Here is a 16,044-nt window from a genome sequence, read left to right as displayed (position 1 = left end):
CGCTCGCGCGTTCCCAGACCACGGTCGTCTCGCGCTGGTTCGTGATGCCGATCGCCGCCACAGGGTACCCGAGCGTCTCGGCGGCCTCAATGACCTCCCGCGTCACGTCGACCGCGTCGTCCCGAATGCGCTCGGGATCATGCTCGACCCGGCCCGGCATCGGATAGCGCTGCGGCAGCTCGCGCTGCGCCGTGGCCAGCGCCACCCCCGCGCGATCGAACGCGATAGCGCGCGTGGAGGTCGTTCCCTGGTCGATTGCGATCACCGCGGGATCGGTCATGGTCCCAGGCTAAAGGCTCGATCCGCGCGGTTTCAAGTCCCGCAATTCCGCAACGTTCTGAACGCCACCCATCCCCGGCCACCGAGCGGAACTCGGGGGCCGGGGACGGTTCGCAGCGGACACCTCAACCCGCGTGGAAGGCGGCTTCGAACCGGTCACGCCGTGTGCGCGCCTCACTGAAGGTCACACCGGACGTGGATGCGGTCGCCGTCATGCATCTCGTATGTCCCAACGTTGAAGCTCACGGGGATACTCCAGCCAAACCAGATACTGACGGAGACCGTCGCCGCCCGAGAGCCCACCAGTCTCGCGGATGCCGGATGGTCCGGACCGCCCGACAGGTACGGCGCACACTTGTCCTGTGCCGCGGCTTCGGACGGCTGCGCCAGAGATAGCGCCAGGGCCCCCACGAAAAATCGAGCCACCGCGAGCGGCCACGCTCCTCCGCGATTTCTCCTCGTCCTCATCATCATCCACCTCCCTGATTGGTCCTGGAGGGCGACGCCCTGCCGCCCTTTCCAGTATCAGGATCCGGAGAGTCTTCAACGGGCCATCAACGAGAGTCGCGACGGCGGGGGCAGTCACGGGTCCCGGGCTACCAGCTTCACCGGTGCGGTTTTAAGTCCCAGACCCCCTTGGGGTTCCGTGAGCACGGCGCGACGCAGTCCATCGAGGTACAAGCCTCCCCGCACCCATGACCGATCCTCCCGGACGGGGAAGACCAGGGGGATCGCTTCGAGACGCTCCGGATCGAGAACGAGACCCTTCGTCGTCACACTGTCGGGGCGCACGGACGTGATCCGGGCAAACAGTCGACCGTCCTCGAGAGATCCGAGGGTCGTCACGCTCTGCGTGCCGAGGACCCGGGTCGGGCCACCCAACGCCTCCTCAGCCTCCTGCGTACTGTTCAATTTGCGGGCCCGCATTTCTCTTGGCAGGAAGATGACGCTCGCGAGCTCTCCGGTGGGGCGAAAACTCACGAGTGCGAGTTGGTCCGCATCGAGGACGTGGATCACGCCGTCGGCCGTGACCGTGACCAGGTCCCAGGGCCAGCGGAACAACCCGCCGGCGTCGACGCGTAACTCCTCGGGAATCCGCCCGAAACCGGTATCCCCCTGCGCCGTAACTCGCGCCAGGTAGTAGTCCGGAAACGCGTTGCCCGCGACGAGCAGCCCGAGTTCCTCATGTAGGGCGATATCGCTTGCAAGGCCGGGAATCCGCTGGCTGTCGACGAAACCGCCCTCCAAGGTCAGGTACGTGACTCGGTCGTTCCCGCCATCGAGGACCAGAATCCGATCTCCCGCCCGGACCAGACGACTCGGGAACTTGTATTCCCCAGGTCCTTCTCCCTCTCCACCCACGATCCGCAACGGGTCGAGATTCCGGTCGAGCAGCACGATCCGCGGATCGAGCCCGTCGGCGACGAAATAGCCGCTCGGCGTGGCAAGTACGTCGATGATCGAACCGAAGCTCACGCGTTCATCGAGTTGATCGAGGTAGGCGTCGGACGGCCCGATCTCGTAGGTCTGGCTGGTGCTCTCGCTAAAATGGATCCGTCCATCGTCCCCGACCTCCGGAGCGCCTCCGCAGCCCGCAGGGCCGACGGCGCCCACCAGGCCAAGCGCGATGGTGCACCACACGATCCCCGGCCACCGAGCGGAACTCGGTGGCCGGGGACGGTTCGCAGCCGAAACCTCAACTCGCGCGGGAGGCGACCTCGAACCGATGACTCCTTGCGCGCGGCTCACTGGAGGTCCCACTCCGTGTAGTCATCGCACCGAAGGCTCAGGTGGTTGTCATCGTGCATCCGGTAGACGCCGACGTTGAAGCTTACCGTGATGCTGCCGTTGATCCCGCCGCTCAGGACCTTGCCGCCGACCCCGGCGTTGCCACCGAAGCTGAGCGTAACGCGCTGGGAGCCCACCAGCGTTCCACTCGCCGGCTTGCGCGGACCGCCCGAGACGTACTCCGCGCACTCGCTCTGCGCAGCGGCCCCGGACGGCAGCGCCAGCGAGACGGTCAAAGCCCCCGCGAAGGCCCATGCCACGGCGAGCGGCCACGCCGTTCTCCTGCCTCTCCTCCTCATCATCGTCCACCTCCCCAGATTGATCCCGGAGGGCGACGCCGTTGCCGCCCTCTCCGACACAAGGATCGGGGCGGTCATCAACGGGCTATCAACCCGCGCGACCCGGCAACGAGCGGTGGACCGGGAGGAGTGTCAGACGTCGAGATTGCGTACGTAGCGGGCGTTTTGCTCGATGAAATCGCGGCGCGGCTCGACGTTCTCGCCCATGAGGGTTTCGAACAGCCCGTCGGCATCGGCGGCGTCCTCGATGTTCACCTGGAGCAGCGTGCGTTTCTCCGGGTTCATCGTGGTCTGCCACAGCTGATCGGCGTTCATCTCGCCCAGCCCCTTGTACCGCTGCAGCGAGGCGTTCCCCTTGCCGTTGTCGAGTCTCGCCTGCGCAGCGACGCGCTCCGACTCGTCGTAGCAGTAGAACTCCGTCTTCCCCTTCCACACCCGGTACAGCGGCGGCTGCGCGATGTAGATGTATCCCGCGTTGATGAGTTCCTTCATCTGCCGGAAGAAGAAGGTCAGGAGCAGCGTCCGGATATGGGCGCCGTCCACGTCGGCGTCCGTCATGATCACGACCTTGCGATACCGGGCCTGCGACAGATCGAACTCGTCGCCGATCCCGGTCCCGATCGCCGTGATCATGGCGCGGATCTCCTCGTTGGAGAGGATTCGGTCAATCCGCGCCTTCTCCACGTTGAGGATCTTGCCGCGCAGAGGGAGGATGGCCTGGTAGTTGCGGTCGCGCCCCATCTTCGCGCTCCCGCCCGCGCTGTCTCCCTCCACCAGGTAGAGTTCCGCGATCTCAGGGTCCGTGATCGAGCAGTCCGCCAGCTTCCCCGGCAGGATGCCGGTCTCGAGCGCCGACTTCTTGCGCGTCAGGTCCCGCGCCTTTCGCGCCGCCTCCCGCGCCCGGGAGGCCTGGACCGCCTTGTCGATAATCTGTCGAGACGGACCGGGGTTCTCCTCCAACCATGTCCCCAGGCGGTCGTTGACGAGGCTCTCGACGATCCCGCGCACCTCGCTGTTCCCCAGCTTCGTCTTGGTCTGCCCCTCGAACTGCGGCTCCATGACCTTGACGGAGAGCACGGCGACGAGCCCTTCGCGCACATCGTCGCCGCTCAGGGTGGGGTCGGCCTTCTTGAGGATGTTGTTCCGCTGCGCGTAGTTGTTGATGGTCCGCGTGAGGGCGCCCTTGAAGCCCGAGAGATGCGTCCCGCCTTCGTGCGTGTTGATGTTGTTCACGAAGGTGAACGTGTTCTCGCTGTAGGCGTCCGTGTACTGCATCGCGAGTTCGAACTCGGTGTCGTCCTGCGCGCCCGAGACGGAGATCACGTCCGCGTGAAGCGGCGTCTTGTTGCCCAGGAGATATTCGACGAACTGCGCGATCCCGCCCTCGAAGTGGAAGTCGCGGCGCAGGTCTTCCTGCCGCTCATCGACGATGGCGATCCGCACGCCGCGGTTCAGGTAGGCGAGTTCCCGGAGCCGGCTGGCGAGCGTCTCGAAGCTGTATTCGAGCGGGTCGCCAAGCCCCTCGAAGATCTCGGGATCGGGCCGGAAGGTGACCGTCGTGCCGGTCTCCTTCGTCTTCCGCCCCTTCGCGAGCTTCCCCTGGCTGACCCCGCGCTCGTAGCGCTGCGTCCACTCGTGGCCGTCGCGACGCACCTCGACCTGCAACCACTCGGAGAGCGCGTTCACGACGGAAACGCCCACGCCGTGCAGCCCGCCCGACACCTTGTAGCTCGACTTGTCGAACTTTCCGCCCGCGTGAAGCGTCGTGAGGGCGAGTTCGACCCCCGGCACCTTCTCGGTCGGGTGAAGGTCCACCGGGATGCCGCGCCCGTCGTCCACGACCCGAATCGACTGGTCCGTCCCGATCGTGACTTCGATCCCGGAGCAGTGTCCGGCCATCGCCTCGTCGATCGAGTTGTCCACGACTTCGTAGACGAGGTGGTGCAACCCTCGCCCGGAGGTGGACCCGATGTACATGCCCGGGCGCTTCCGCACGGCCTCCAGCCCCTTGAGGACATGAATCTGCCGCGCGGTGTAGTCCGAGTTGTCGTTGTTATCTTTCACGGGCTTTCCGCCCGCCGTCGACTTCGCCATCAACCCCTCCCCTTCTCGGTTCGGCCGGGGCGCGTCGCCGCCGGCGACGATTCCCCGGACTGCACGAACACGATCCGTTCGATCCGGCCGCGGGCGCGATCCCTGTTCAGGCGGCCCAGCAGCCTTCGCCTCATCATGTTCAGTTCCGTCATCCAGGCCGCACCGGCCACTTCAATGAACACCGTCCCGCCCTTGATGCCGCCCACTCTCGTTACGCGCGCGATGTGCGGACCCACGACCTGCTCCCACCGCGCCGCCGTGGCGCTACGCTCCACACGCTCGCGGATCCCCAGGCGATCGAGCAGCTCCGCCAGCACGCCTCCAACGGGTTCGGGGTGGCGCTGGCCCTCTCTCGCGTCCCCGCGCCGCGCCTTTCTGCGCGGCATCGCCCCGGAGGCCGTGCCGTTCATGCGATGATCCGCCCGTTGCGCAGACGCCAGCGCGCGAGCTTCCCACCCATCAGCCCCACGTCACCGGGCTTGGGCGCGGTGATAATCACCTGTCCGCCCCGCTCGGACTCGAAGAGCCGGAACAGGCGGTCCGAGCGCCCGTCGTCGAGTTCCGCGAACACATCGTCGAGGAGGTACAGCGGCTCGCGGCCGAGCCGTTCCCTGAGCCGGTCCGCTTCGAGCAGACGCAGGGCGAGCGCGGCGGTGCGCTGCTGTCCGCTCGACCCGTAGCTCCGCAGGTCGCGAGGGCCTTCCGGCGCCTCGACCTCGAATCTGATCTCGTCACGGTGCGGGCCCACCACGGTCATGCCCTGGCGACGCTCACGTTCCCCGGTCCTCTCCAGCGCCTGCCGAAAGCGGTCCTCCCACGAGCCGGCGCCCTCCGCGCCCTCCGGCCCGCCACCCGAAGCGATCGAAGCCGAATATCGAAGCCCCGCACGGTCTCCTCCCGAGATCCGCGCATAGAAATCGGCGTATCGCTCAGCTCCCTCCGACACCCACGTCGCCCGCCTTTCCGTGAGGACTCCACCCGCCTCGATCAGCCCCTCCGTCCACGCTTCGATCTCGTCGTTCGACCCGCCGCGCCGCAGCGCTTCGTTCCGTTGCGACAGAAGGCTCCGGTATCGCTGCAACGCCGGGAGGTAGTCCGGCACGCCCACCGAGAGCGCGATGTCGAGGAAGCGACGCCGCAGCGTCGGCCCTCCCCGCACGATCTCGGCGTCGTCGAGGCGGAACGCCGCGACTCCCACCGAACCGATCCCCGCCGAAACCCGCTCCACCTCGAGCCGGTCGACCTCGACCTTCTTGATCCGTTGCGACCGGTCGTAGGCCGCGGCCACGGCCATCCCCCCCTCAACCTCACCTTCCACGCGGAACACCGTCTGTCCGAACCGCACCAACTCGCGGTCCCGCACGCCTCGAAAGGACCGAAAAACCTCGAGATAGCAGATCGCCTCGAGGAGGTTCGTCTTGCCCGATCCGTTGGGCCCGATGATCGCGACGCCCGCCTCGGGGAACTCGCATTCGAGCCGTTCGAAGTTGCGGTAGTCGCGAAGGATCAAGCGCCTGAGGAAAGGCGCGGAAGACGCCTCAGGCTGGCGGATAGACGGTGCCTCCGGTGTCTTCATCACAAGCTTGTAAAATACGGCGAAAAGCCTTATGCCGCAAGGAAATTTGCCCGCTGGAGGCTTCCCTGGGAACGCGCCGCCGGGCGGTTGCCCGAGAGCCTCCGGGCCGGCAGCTTCGAAGGCGTTCATGACACCCTTCGGGCGTTGCGGCGTTGGCCGCCGGATCACGTGTAAAGGAGTTCCTCGAGCGGGCCTCGCCCCCCTCCGAGTTGCGTGGCTTTTTCTGCCTCTCCCGCTCGTCGCACAGGATCCCGCGTCGGCACGGAACCCGGACCTCGCCCGCCCGGAACCCGCGGGTGGGGAGGCGAGCCAGATCTGGGAGCGCGTCGGGCTCGGTGCCGGCGTCTTCGGCGGAGCCCTTCTTCTCGATCAGAGCATCCGCGATCTGGCGCTTGATCACCAGGGAGCGTTGGGACGCGACCTGGCCGAGGGCGGCCACACATACGGCGACTGGAAGCGGACCGCGCCCATACTGGCCGGGACCGGAGTTCTGCTAGGGGTCGCGTTCGACGGGGAACGGGGAGTCCGGCGGGCGACCTCGGCCTTCTTCGGGGTCTTCGCGGGCTCGATGGCGAACACGGTCGTCAACTGGACGCTGGGACGAAGCCGTCCGAGAGATGAGAGGGGCGTCCTGCACTTCGATCCCTTCCGCGGCAACGCCTCCCTGGGGTCCGGCCACACGGCCTACGCCTTCGCCATCGCCGCCGCCGTCGATGAGGTGACCGATGGCGGGTGGGCGATCCCCTTTTACGCGGCCGCCGCGGGCACGGGACTCGCCCGGATCTACGGAGACCGGCACTGGCTGTCCGACGTGGTCGTCGGCGGCTTCATCGGCTGGTGGGTGGGGAGCCGTGCGACGGCCGCCGCCGCGGGCTGGCTCGGCGTCGAACCCTCGCCGGCCTCCCCCGGATCGTCGCCGTCCGCCGGTGCCCGGATCCGGCCGCTGATCGCAGGGGACGCCCTGGGCATTCAGATCCGCTTCCGAGAATAGCTCCCTAGGCGCCGCCGGCCGGCCCCGGGGCGCCTCCGGCCGGCTCGCGCCGTCCCTGCTAGAGCACGAAGCTGGATACGACGGGTTCGTCGCCGCTGTAGTCGTAAAAGCCCTTCCCCGTTTTCCGGCCGTGGTAGCCGGCCAGGTACATGCGGCGCAGGAGCGGGGGAGAGGCGAAGCGCGCCTCCTTGTACTCGTCGTACATGATCCCCGTGATGTGGTACAGCGTGTCGAGTCCCACGAAATCGCCCAGCGTGAAGGGGCCCATCGGGTATCCGCAGCCCAGGCGCAGCCCCTTGTCGATGTCGGGGATCGACGCGACCCCGGCCTCGTAGGCGCGGATCGCGTCGAGCATGTAGGGAACGAGCAGCCGGTTCACGACGAAGCCGGTGTTGTCGCCGCAGGCGATCGGGCTCTTACCGAGCGATGCGGCGAACGCGAAGGCGGTCTCGAACGTTTCGTCCGCCGTCTGCCCGCAGCGGACGACCTCCACCAGCGGCATGACCGGAACCGGGCTGAAGAAGTGGAGACCGACGAAACGCTCCGGGCGATCCGTCTCCGCGGCGAGTTCGGTGATGGACAGGCTCGATGTGTTGGAGGCGAAGATCGTCGCCCCCGCGCACAGTCCGCCAAGCTCGCCGAAGAGCGCGTGTTTCGCCCCGAGGTTCTCGGTGATCGCCTCGATGACGAGATCGCACGCCGCCAGGTCCGCCAGTTCGAGCGTCGGGTGCAGACGAGCCATCGTCGCGTCCCGGTCCGCCGCGCCGAGCTTCTCCTTCTGCACGGCGCGGTCGAGGTTCTTCCCGATCCCGGCCATCCCCCGGTCGAGGAACCCCTGCTCCACCTCCCGCACGATCGTCTCATAACCGGCCGACGCGCTGACCTGCGCGATCCCGCTCCCCATCAGTCCCGCTCCGACCACCCCGACCTTCCGAATCTCAGTCAATGTCCACTCCCTCTATGTTTGTTGGTGTGATTGTCTCTTGGTGCGATGGCGCGCGGAAACACGCGCTCCTCAGCGGAGGAGTTTCCGGTGCCAGGGCTCTTCGGCGCTGCGAAGATTCTCGCCGCGTTCGAGTCGGTCGAGAAGACCCTGAAGCGCGAGTTCCATCCGTTGTCTGACCTTCCGCATGTCGGCCCGCGCGGAAACCGTCGCGATGGCCGTGAAACCCGAGAAGATCGCCAGGCCGCCCAGGAGCGGCAGGACACCGCCCCCCGTCGCCATGAACAGGCCGAAGCCGCCGGCCGCTCCACCGAGCCCCATGCCGGCGAACCAGCCGCCGATCCGTTCCGCCCTCATGTTCCCGACGTCGGCCGTCAGCGTGACCAGCGACCACCCGCTCTCCAGGGCTTCCACGCTGACCTGGAGCTTCCGAGCCTTCGCCAGGGTATACCGTCGGCCGCCGACGTCCATCGCGCGGCGCATCTGGCTGACGAGGCCGGTCCCCGGCTCCCAGAGCGATCCGCCGGACCTGGAGCGCACCTGCCGGAGGAGTTCCTCTTCGCGCAGGTACGATTCGAGATTCGCTTCCACATCCGCCGGACTCCCGGGCACCACGCGGCTCGTGCTCACGATCGCGGAACCGACGATCCGGCGCGCAAGCCCTTCGTCCGCGGGCGCATCGGGGATGAGCGAGGCGGCCTCGACCTCGGCGAGCGCCTGCCGGACGTACCGCTCCTCGAGCCCGACCTCCGCCCCGATCTGGACGACGTCACCCGCCCCGAGTTCCCCGCCGACCGAGGTGGAGCTGCGGAACTGGAGATCCGACGCCCGCCGGATCACACGTTCGAGTTGCTCCTGCGTGACCGTCCGGGGGAGCGACGGACGGCGTGCCGGGGGACCCGACCCGCCGGAACCGTCGTGACCCTCGTCAGCCGGCGGCATCGCGCTCCCTCGTCACGGCTGCCCGCTCGTCCGCAGCCTCCGACACGTCCTCCGCCGCCTCCGCGCCGGGCAATTGCGGCGCGCCCTCCGAACCCTCGAGCACGCGTTCGCCGACCGGAGCCGGATCCGCGGACTCTTCGTCAGCCGCCGTCGCAAGCCCCTTGAACAGACCGGCCATCGGCCCCAAGTCCACCGGCAGCGGGAAGAGCGTCGTCGAGTTGTTCTCCGCCGCGATCTCCGTCGCCGTCTGCAGGAAACGCAGTTGCAGCGAGGCCGGGTATTGGCTCAACTGCCGCGCCGCGTCCCGCAGGTTCGAGGCCGCCTGCAGTTCGCCCTGCGCGTTGATCACCTTGGCCCGCCGCTCACGCTCCGCCTCCGCCTGCCGCGCGATCGCGCGCTTCATCTCGTTCGGCAGGTCCACGTCCTTCACCTCGACGCCCGTGACGTCGATTCCCCACGCGTCCGTCCCCTGGTCGATGATGTCGCGCAGGATCTGGTTGAACTTCTCCCGTTCCGCGAGGACCTCGTCCAGTTCCGCCTGACCGATGACCGACCGGAGCGTCGTCTGGGCAAGCTGCGACGTGGCGAAGAGAAAGTCTTCGATTTCGAGGATGGCCCGTCTCGGGTTCGCGACCCGGAAATAAAGGACGGCGTTGACCTTCACCGACACGTTGTCCCGCGTAATGACATCCTGCGGTGGGATGTCCATGGCGATGATCCGCAGGCTGACCCGCTCCATGCGCTCGACCCCGAACGGGACGAGGAAGATGAGTCCAGGCCCGCGGGTCGGACGCGCGCGGCCGAGCCGGAAGACGACGGCACGTTCGTATTCCTTCAGGATGCGGAGACTCGTGGCAAGCGCCAGCGCGCCCGCCCCGGCGAGGATGAAGAATAGCGGATCCATGTTCCCTCCCTCCGACTGCTCGCGGCGCCCGGCCCGGCGGTTCGCGGCGCTTGGCCCGGCGGTTCGCTAGGCGTCGACCTCGACGACGACGGCCGCGCCCTGCCCACCGCCGATGCAGGCCGCGCCCAGACCCAGACCGCCGCCCCGACGCCGCAGCTCGTGCAGAAGATGGCCCGTGATCCGCGCTCCCGTCATGCCGAGCGGGTGGCTCAGCGCGATCGCTCCGCCGTCCACATTCACTTTGTCCCGATCGAGACCGAGTTCGCGCTCCACGGCCAGGTACTGCGGAGCGAAGGCCTCGTTCACCTCGACGAGGTCGATGTCGTCGAGCGTGAGGCCGGCTTTCTCGAGCGCGGCGCGCGAGGCGGGCGCGGGCCCGATGCCCATGATATGGGGTGGCACGCCCGCCACGGCGTAGGACACGAGGCGGCCGACCGGCTCCAGACCGTGCGCGGCGGCATAGTCCCGGTCCGCCAGCACGAGCGCCGCCGCCCCATCCCCGATCCCGCTCGCGTTGCCGGCGGTGACGAGGCCATCCTGCTTAAAATACGGCCGGAGCTTTGCGAGCCCCTCGACCGTCGTATCCGGACGGAGGTGCTCATCCCGCTCGAAGGCCGTTTCCCTCCCCTTCCTTCCCACCATCATCGGCACGACCTCGTCCTCGTAGCGGCCGCCTTGCCAAGCCTCCGCCGCCAGCTGCTGGCTGCGCACCGCCACCTCATCGGCCTCCGAGCGCGAGACGCCGTACTCCTCCGCGAGGTTCTCCGCCGTCTGCGCCATTGAAAAGCCACAGTACGGATCCGTGAGCGCCTCCCAGAGAGAATCCTCGAACTTCGGCGCCGGACCGAGCCGCAGGCCCCAGCGGGCCCCGCGCACGATATGCGGCGCCTGGCTCATGGATTCGGCTCCGCCCACGAGACAGACATCGCTCTCCCCCAGTGCGATCTCCTGCGAGCCGTCGATCACGGCCTGAAAGCCGGAACCGCACAGGCGGTTCACGGTGACGGCCGGGGTCTCGATCGGCAGCCCCGCCCGGAGGCCCACGTGCCGCGCGAGGTAGATCGCGTCGGCCGACGTCTGCATCACATTCCCCATCACGACATGCCCGAAATCGCCGGGCTCGGCGCCCGAGCGCTCGATCGCCGCTTCCGAGGCGACGACGCCCAGGTCCACCGCCGAATACTCCTTCAGGCTGCCGCCGAACGCGCCCATGGCCGTTCGGGCCGCCGAGAGAAACACCGTCCCGTTACCGTTGCTGTCGCTCATTTCCAGAGTCCTTCCATTGCTCGCCGGCCGTCCGACCGGATCCATGTCACATGTGCGGCGCTGACGCGGAGTTGCGCCATGGACTGCTAGTGTAGCGCGGCGGATCAGGTCGCGCCCACCCGTTCCGCGAGCCAGCGTCCGACCTCCAACGTCGTCGCGCTTCCTCCAAGATCCGGCGTCCGCACTCCGGAGTCGAGCGCCGCATCCACCGCGGCCTCGACCGCCGCGGCCGCCGCGTCGGCCCCGTGATCTCGCAGTAGGAGCGCGGCGCTGAGCACCGCGGCCATCGGATTCGCCCGTCCCGTCCCGACGATGTCGGGCGCGCTGCCGTGTACGGGTTCGTACAGTCCATGCACTCCCGGGTTCACGTTGGCGGAGGGCGCGAGGCCCGGTCCACCCACGATCTCCGCACCGAGATCGGAGAGAATGTCGCCGAGCAGGTTTGACGTGACGATGATCCCGAACCGCTCCGGCACCCGGATCATCTCCATGGCGAGCGCATCCACGTAGCGCATCTCCGACTCGACCCCCGGATATCGGGCGGCGACCTCCCCGAAAACGCGGCGCCAGAGTCCGAACATGTGCGGCACCGCGTTCGCCTTGTCCGCGAGCGTCACGCCCAGCCCCCGGGGAGCGGCGTACTCGAACGCCCGCCGCACGATCCGCTCTACTCCGAAGCGGGTCGCGACCGACTCCGACACCGCGACCTCATCGGGCGTACCCTCGTGCTCGACCCGCCCGATGCCCACGTACAGGCCTTCCGTATTCTCCCGGAAGATCTCGAAGTCGATGGGCGCCGAGTCCGCGGACCTCAGCGGCGACAGCTCCGGCGCGCGCAGCCGCAGCGGCCGGCGGTTCAGGAACAGGTCCAGCCGCACCCGCAGCCCGAGGAGGAGGTCGCGCGCGTGACGGCCGTCGGGCACGCGCGGATCGCCCACGGCACCGAAGAGAATCGCGTCGAAGTCATCCCTCAGGGACTCGAACGTCCGCTGCGACAGCGTCTCCCCGGTGGCGAGGTAATGGTCGGCGCCGTGCGGGAAGTGCGTCAGGTCGATTTCGGAGAGGCCCCTGGCGGCCACAGCCCGGAGCACACGACAGGCCTCGCGGGTGACTTCGGGACCGATCCCGTCGCCGCCGATGACGGCGATGCGCAGCGGAGCCTTCGCCACGGATCGACGGCTAGCGTTCGATCTCGAGCGCGCCGACCCGGGCGGAGTCCTCGAGGAAGGCGCGCGCCGTCTGCCAGGAGACGGCGATGCCCGTCAGCGCCTGGAGCCGCATCGCCTCGTTTCGCATGAAGTCGGCGAGCGAAACGCCCGGCTCCTGGGACCCGTTGCGCATGGCCCGCACGATCCCGTCCCAGTCTCCCTCGTACACCACGCCGTTCGGGGCCCGCACGCGGTGCACCTCCACCGACGATGCGTCGGGCGGACGACCGAACAGATCGAGCTGCCCCGTGCCCGCCCCCGCCGTCAACCCGTTCGCCCGGGCTTCGACCTCGGCCAGCAGGCGTTCCTCCGCACTCGGCTCCGGCGCCAGTTCCTCCAGCGCCAGCAGGTAGGGCCGCAACTCCTCGGCGTCTGCCGGAAGGTCTTCGAGTCGCCGTTTGAGGTCGACGACTCGCCACGCAACGATCGGGTCCGCCAGGTCCGTCACCGGGATTGTCGCAAGCTGCGTGAGCGCTCCCCGAAAATCGCCGCGTTCGTAGAGCACGTTGCCGTAGAGCGCGCGGGCCTCGGCGAAGCGAGGATCCAGGCGCACCGCCTCGCGGCTCCAGAACAGCGCCGCCTCGGTATCGCCGTCTCGGTAGAAGGTGAAGGCGAGATCCAGTGCGGCATCGGGGCTTTCGCGATCGGCGGCGAGGGCGAGCCGGAAGAATCGCTCCGCCCGCCGCAGGAGACCCTCGCGCAACAGGCTGCGCCCGACGCAGAGCATGAGTTCCACGTCCCGATCGTACCCCAGCGCGATGAGGCCCTCGAAGATCTGGAAGGCCGCCGCGCGTTCCCCGAGCTTCAGCAGGACATCTCCCAGGCCGGCCAGTGCTTCCTCGTGCTCCGGGTCGATCTTGAGGACCCCGTCGAAGGCCGCGCGCGCCCAGGCGTATTCCTCACGGGCCAGACGCGTATATCCGAGCGAGACGAGGAGTTCGACCGATTCGGGATAACGGGTGAGGGCCTCCTTGAGGAGGCCAAGCGCCTGGTCGAAGTCGCCGGCTTCGTACAGCCGTTGCGCTTCGGCGTCGAACTGCTCGTAGTTCCAGGAGTCGGAGAGGTTCAAACCCGGAACCTCAAGTCAGGAACCCTTCCGACGATGTTCGGCGAGCCAGAGCGGAGCCTTTCGTTGAAGGAGGCTCTTCCAACTTCGGGCGCGATGCCCACGCCAGCAAGTTCGGGGCTCGAATGCGTTCACGACTCAAGGGCGTCCAACAACTTCCGCACCGTCTCCTCGTCCACCCCGAGCAGGGTGAGCCGCGTGATCCGCCGCTCGACCAGTTCCGCGACCTCCAGCCGCGCATCCCCCAGCGGGACCCGGTCGCCCGGCTCCGGGATTCGGCCCAGCGTGCCGATCACGTATCCGGCCACGGTGTCGTACTCCTCCTCTTCCTCGAGATCATCGCGGCCCAGGCCCGCGAGCAGATCCGCGAACGATACGCCCCCATCGAGTCCGACCGACCCATCGGGACCGACCTCGAGTCCCGCCTCCGCCTCGTCGTGTTCGTCGTAGATTTCGCCGACGATCTCCTCGAGAAGATCCTCCAGCGTGGCGATGCCGTCCGTGCCGCCGAACTCATCGACGACGATGGCCATGTGCTTCTTCCGGGCCCTCATTTCCGCCAGCAGGTCGTCGACCGCCTTGGACTCCGGGACGAAGAGCGCCTCGCGCATCACGTCCCGCGCCACGAGCCCCGTCGGACGCTCCGCGAGGACTTCCGCGAGCAGGTCCTTCACGACGATGATGCCGACGATTTCGTCCAGCGAATCGTCCGTGACGGGAAGACGCGAATGTCCCGACTCGGCCGCGACCTTCAGGATGACCTTGGCCGGATCCCCGGCCCCGACGGCGACGATGTCCGGCCGGGGCGTCATCACCTCCCGGACGACCGTATGCGTGAGATCGAACACGCCTTCGATCATCGCCTGTTCGTCCTTCTCGACCATGCCTCGTCGCCGACTCTGGCGGACGAGCACCTCGATCTCTTCCGGGCTGTGGGCATGCTCGACGCCGTGCGCGTCGCCCGCGGGGGCGCGGATCATCCGCAGGAACAGCCGGGCCGAGCCGTCGAGCACCCAGATCGCCGGCGTCGCGACGCGGTTGAAGGCGAGGAGAGGACCGGCGAGGTAGCGGCTCACCGTCTCGGGGCGCAGGAGCGCGACGGTCTTCGGCGCGAGTTCGCCGAGTACGATGTGAAGGTAGGTGATGAGGATGAAGGCGACGGCGATGGCCGTCGTGTGGAGTGCCGCCGGCCCTGCGGCGAAGCCCAGCGCGCCGAACAGAGGCTCGATCGACCGTGCAAGCGCCGGCTCGCCGATCCAGCCCAGGCCGAGCGACGCGAGAGTGATCCCGAGCTGCGTACCCGAGATGGCGCGGTCGAGATTGTCCTGGGCCCGGCGGACGACGCGGGCCAGACGATCGCCGGCATCGGCCAGTTCGTCGATGCGGGTGCGTCGGGCGCTGACAAGCGCAAACTCCGCGGCGACGAAGAAGGCGTTCGCCGCTACGAGCGCAAGGACCGCGCCGAGCCTCAGAGCGAGTCCGAGGTCCATTCGGCGGTCCGACTGGCGGATGGTGTGGCCCCCGGTCTGTCCGGGGGCGGGGGTTCGTTCAGGCTACGTTACCTCGTTACCTCACCGGTGGTGCTGGATCGGGCCAGGGTCGTGGCCCGGAATTACGCGAGCCACCGGAACACTAGACCTTGGCTTCCTGCTCTGACTGTCTGGCCGCGCCTCCGTGCGGGATCGCCGGGGCACAGTACCGTTCGCCGATGGTGCGCAGGACCGACAGCTCACCCGGCGTCAACTCCGGATATCGCTCTCCGAGGTACTGGATCGTATCGTCGAACCACTCCTGCCGCTGCTCTTCTTCCGCGTCGAGCACGCCACAGCGGCGGATGTGGCTGAACAACTCATCGCGGGCCCGGTCACTTGAATTCGGCACATGATTTCCTTTGCTCAAGGCACCTCCTTGCGGATCGTCGTCGCTGTACGGGCTTCCTGGCCGCCCGTGGAAAAGCCGGATTGCCAGACTAACCTAGAACGTACCACCGCAGAAAGGGAGTGCCGGGCCGCCCGGACGGCGGCCATCGGCGACGCCCGGCGCCCGCGTCGCCGATGCGTCCGGTTCGAAAGTCAGCGATCCGCGTCCGCCTCATTCTGCGCAAAGTCGCGAAGGTACATGCTCACGCTGCCCCGCCTCATGCGGCTCTTGATCTGCACGATAAGGCGACGGTCGTCGTCCGAGATGAAGACCTCGGCCTGCCCCTCTTCCCCGAACAGGCCATCGGTCTGGATGGTCGGACGCACGACGAACGTCTCGAACGTCCCCGCGGGGACCCGCACGCGCTCGCGGCGGAGGACCTCGACGATGACGGGATTGCCGTCCTCCTCGAAGTAGCGGTCGAATTCGTAGGTCTGTCCGACTTCGAAGGGGAGGCTCCGGATCAGAAAAAGATACGAGATCTCGTCCAGCGCGCCCTGCGGTATGGGAAGATCCCGTTGCCGGTGGTGCGGACGGTAGGCCTGAGTCTCCTCATCCCAGTCTTCCCGCGTTGCCGTGAGCGCCGCGTGATCCAGCTCCCAGCGCTGGTGTCTCCGATAGCCGCCCTGGCGAAGGATCTCCTCGAACCGGAGCGTTCGGTACGGTTCCGTGGCGAGCCAGCTCACCGAGCGGTCGTCCATCCTGTAAAAGGGTATGCTTCCCTTCATCTCCATCGCGATCCGGTACGCGGGCGTGTTGCGGATCGTA

At 67.9% G+C, this 16,044-nt stretch carries 16 protein-coding genes; 1 reads left to right on the top strand and 15 read right to left on the bottom strand.

All coding sequences use genetic code 11. The features are described 5' to 3' along the window. The 6 genes from OXN85_00160 to recF form a co-directional block, all read right to left on the bottom strand. Nucleotides 1-280, bottom strand: a 280-nt coding sequence (locus OXN85_00160; protein ID MCY3598375.1) for an FGGY family carbohydrate kinase, incomplete at its 3' end; no start/stop codon positions are given. Between the two features lie 581 nt (nt 281-861). After that, the gene (locus OXN85_00155; GenBank protein MCY3598374.1) at nt 862-1,920 is read right to left on the bottom strand and encodes a hypothetical protein; all 1,059 of its coding nucleotides are present in this window, start codon (nt 1,918-1,920) and stop codon (nt 862-864) included. A gap of 104 nt (nt 1,921-2,024) precedes the next feature. Next, nucleotides 2,025-2,369, bottom strand: coding sequence for a hypothetical protein (locus tag OXN85_00150; protein ID MCY3598373.1), 345 nt, complete (start codon nt 2,367-2,369; stop codon nt 2,025-2,027). Between the two features lie 129 nt (nt 2,370-2,498). Further along, nucleotides 2,499-4,460, bottom strand: a complete 1,962-nt coding sequence (gyrB, locus tag OXN85_00145; protein MCY3598372.1) for a DNA topoisomerase (ATP-hydrolyzing) subunit B — start codon at nt 4,458-4,460, stop codon at nt 2,499-2,501. Then, nucleotides 4,460-4,870, bottom strand: coding sequence for a DUF721 domain-containing protein (locus OXN85_00140; protein MCY3598371.1), 411 nt, complete (start codon nt 4,868-4,870; stop codon nt 4,460-4,462). Before OXN85_00140 ends, gyrB begins: the two co-directional genes overlap by 1 nt. Then, nucleotides 4,867-5,970, bottom strand: a complete 1,104-nt coding sequence (recF, locus tag OXN85_00135; GenBank protein MCY3598370.1) for a DNA replication and repair protein RecF — start codon at nt 5,968-5,970, stop codon at nt 4,867-4,869. The genes OXN85_00140 and recF overlap by 4 nt, the downstream gene beginning before the upstream one ends. A 193-nt stretch (nt 5,971-6,163) precedes the next feature. On the opposite strand from recF, the gene OXN85_00130 reads away from it, so the two are divergent. Beyond that, the gene (locus tag OXN85_00130) at nt 6,164-7,027 is read left to right on the top strand and encodes a phosphatase PAP2 family protein (protein MCY3598369.1); all 864 of its coding nucleotides are present in this window, start codon (nt 6,164-6,166) and stop codon (nt 7,025-7,027) included. A gap of 58 nt (nt 7,028-7,085) precedes the next feature. On the opposite strand, the gene OXN85_00125 is transcribed toward OXN85_00130, so the two are convergent. The 9 genes from OXN85_00125 to OXN85_00085 form a co-directional block, all read right to left on the bottom strand. Continuing rightward, nucleotides 7,086-7,973, bottom strand: coding sequence for a 3-hydroxyacyl-CoA dehydrogenase family protein (locus OXN85_00125; GenBank protein ID MCY3598368.1), 888 nt, complete (start codon nt 7,971-7,973; stop codon nt 7,086-7,088). Nucleotides 7,974-8,042: 69 nt separating this feature from the next. Beyond that, nucleotides 8,043-8,912, bottom strand: a complete 870-nt coding sequence (locus tag OXN85_00120) for a hypothetical protein (GenBank protein ID MCY3598367.1) — start codon at nt 8,910-8,912, stop codon at nt 8,043-8,045. Then, nucleotides 8,899-9,816 (bottom strand): slipin family protein, encoded by a 918-nt coding sequence (locus OXN85_00115; GenBank protein MCY3598366.1) that lies wholly within the window; start codon nt 9,814-9,816, stop codon nt 8,899-8,901. The genes OXN85_00120 and OXN85_00115 overlap by 14 nt, the downstream gene beginning before the upstream one ends. Nucleotides 9,817-9,882: 66 nt before the next feature. Further along, complete coding sequence (locus OXN85_00110; protein MCY3598365.1) at nt 9,883-11,082, bottom strand: acetyl-CoA C-acetyltransferase; 1,200 nt, start codon at nt 11,080-11,082, stop codon at nt 9,883-9,885. Between the two features lie 104 nt (nt 11,083-11,186). Beyond that, entirely contained in the window at nt 11,187-12,251 is a 1,065-nt protein-coding gene (locus tag OXN85_00105; GenBank protein ID MCY3598364.1) for an isocitrate/isopropylmalate family dehydrogenase, read from the bottom strand. Between the two features lie 10 nt (nt 12,252-12,261). Beyond that, nucleotides 12,262-13,359 carry a tetratricopeptide repeat protein gene (locus OXN85_00100; protein MCY3598363.1) on the bottom strand — a complete coding sequence of 366 codons (1,098 nt, stop codon included), beginning with the start codon at nt 13,357-13,359 and terminating at the stop codon, nt 12,262-12,264. Between the two features lie 128 nt (nt 13,360-13,487). Further along, a complete protein-coding gene (locus OXN85_00095) occupies nt 13,488-14,846 on the bottom strand; it encodes a hemolysin family protein (protein ID MCY3598362.1) in 1,359 nt (452 codons plus the stop codon). A gap of 142 nt (nt 14,847-14,988) precedes the next feature. Next, nucleotides 14,989-15,237 carry a hypothetical protein gene (locus OXN85_00090; protein ID MCY3598361.1) on the bottom strand — a complete coding sequence of 83 codons (249 nt, stop codon included), beginning with the start codon at nt 15,235-15,237 and terminating at the stop codon, nt 14,989-14,991. Nucleotides 15,238-15,428: 191 nt separating this feature from the next. Beyond that, the coding region (locus OXN85_00085) for a DUF3108 domain-containing protein (protein ID MCY3598360.1) at nt 15,429-16,044 on the bottom strand (616 nt) is incomplete at its 5' end.

The organism is Candidatus Palauibacter australiensis (assembly GCA_026705295.1).
Taxonomy (GTDB): domain Bacteria; phylum Gemmatimonadota; class Gemmatimonadetes; order Palauibacterales; family Palauibacteraceae; genus Palauibacter; species Palauibacter australiensis.
This window is presented reverse-complemented; position numbering and strand designations above follow the sequence as displayed.

What these genes read in the sequence shown, in the direction of transcription:
- OXN85_00120 (MCY3598367.1), bottom strand. Translation starts at nt 8,912, where the DNA reads ATGCCGCCGGCTGACGAGGGTCACGACGGTTCCGGCGGGTCGGGTCCC.
- gyrB (MCY3598372.1), bottom strand. Translation starts at nt 4,460, where the DNA reads ATGGCGAAGTCGACGGCGGGCGGAAAGCCCGTGAAAGATAACAACGAC.
- OXN85_00130 (MCY3598369.1), top strand. Translation starts at nt 6,164, where the DNA reads ATGACACCCTTCGGGCGTTGCGGCGTTGGCCGCCGGATCACGTGTAAA.
- OXN85_00150 (MCY3598373.1), bottom strand. Translation starts at nt 2,369, where the DNA reads ATGATGAGGAGGAGAGGCAGGAGAACGGCGTGGCCGCTCGCCGTGGCA.
- OXN85_00115 (MCY3598366.1), bottom strand. Translation starts at nt 9,816, where the DNA reads ATGGATCCGCTATTCTTCATCCTCGCCGGGGCGGGCGCGCTGGCGCTT.
- OXN85_00140 (MCY3598371.1), bottom strand. Translation starts at nt 4,870, where the DNA reads ATGAACGGCACGGCCTCCGGGGCGATGCCGCGCAGAAAGGCGCGGCGC.
- OXN85_00095 (MCY3598362.1), bottom strand. Translation starts at nt 14,846, where the DNA reads ATGGACCTCGGACTCGCTCTGAGGCTCGGCGCGGTCCTTGCGCTCGTA.
- OXN85_00110 (MCY3598365.1), bottom strand. Translation starts at nt 11,082, where the DNA reads ATGAGCGACAGCAACGGTAACGGGACGGTGTTTCTCTCGGCGGCCCGA.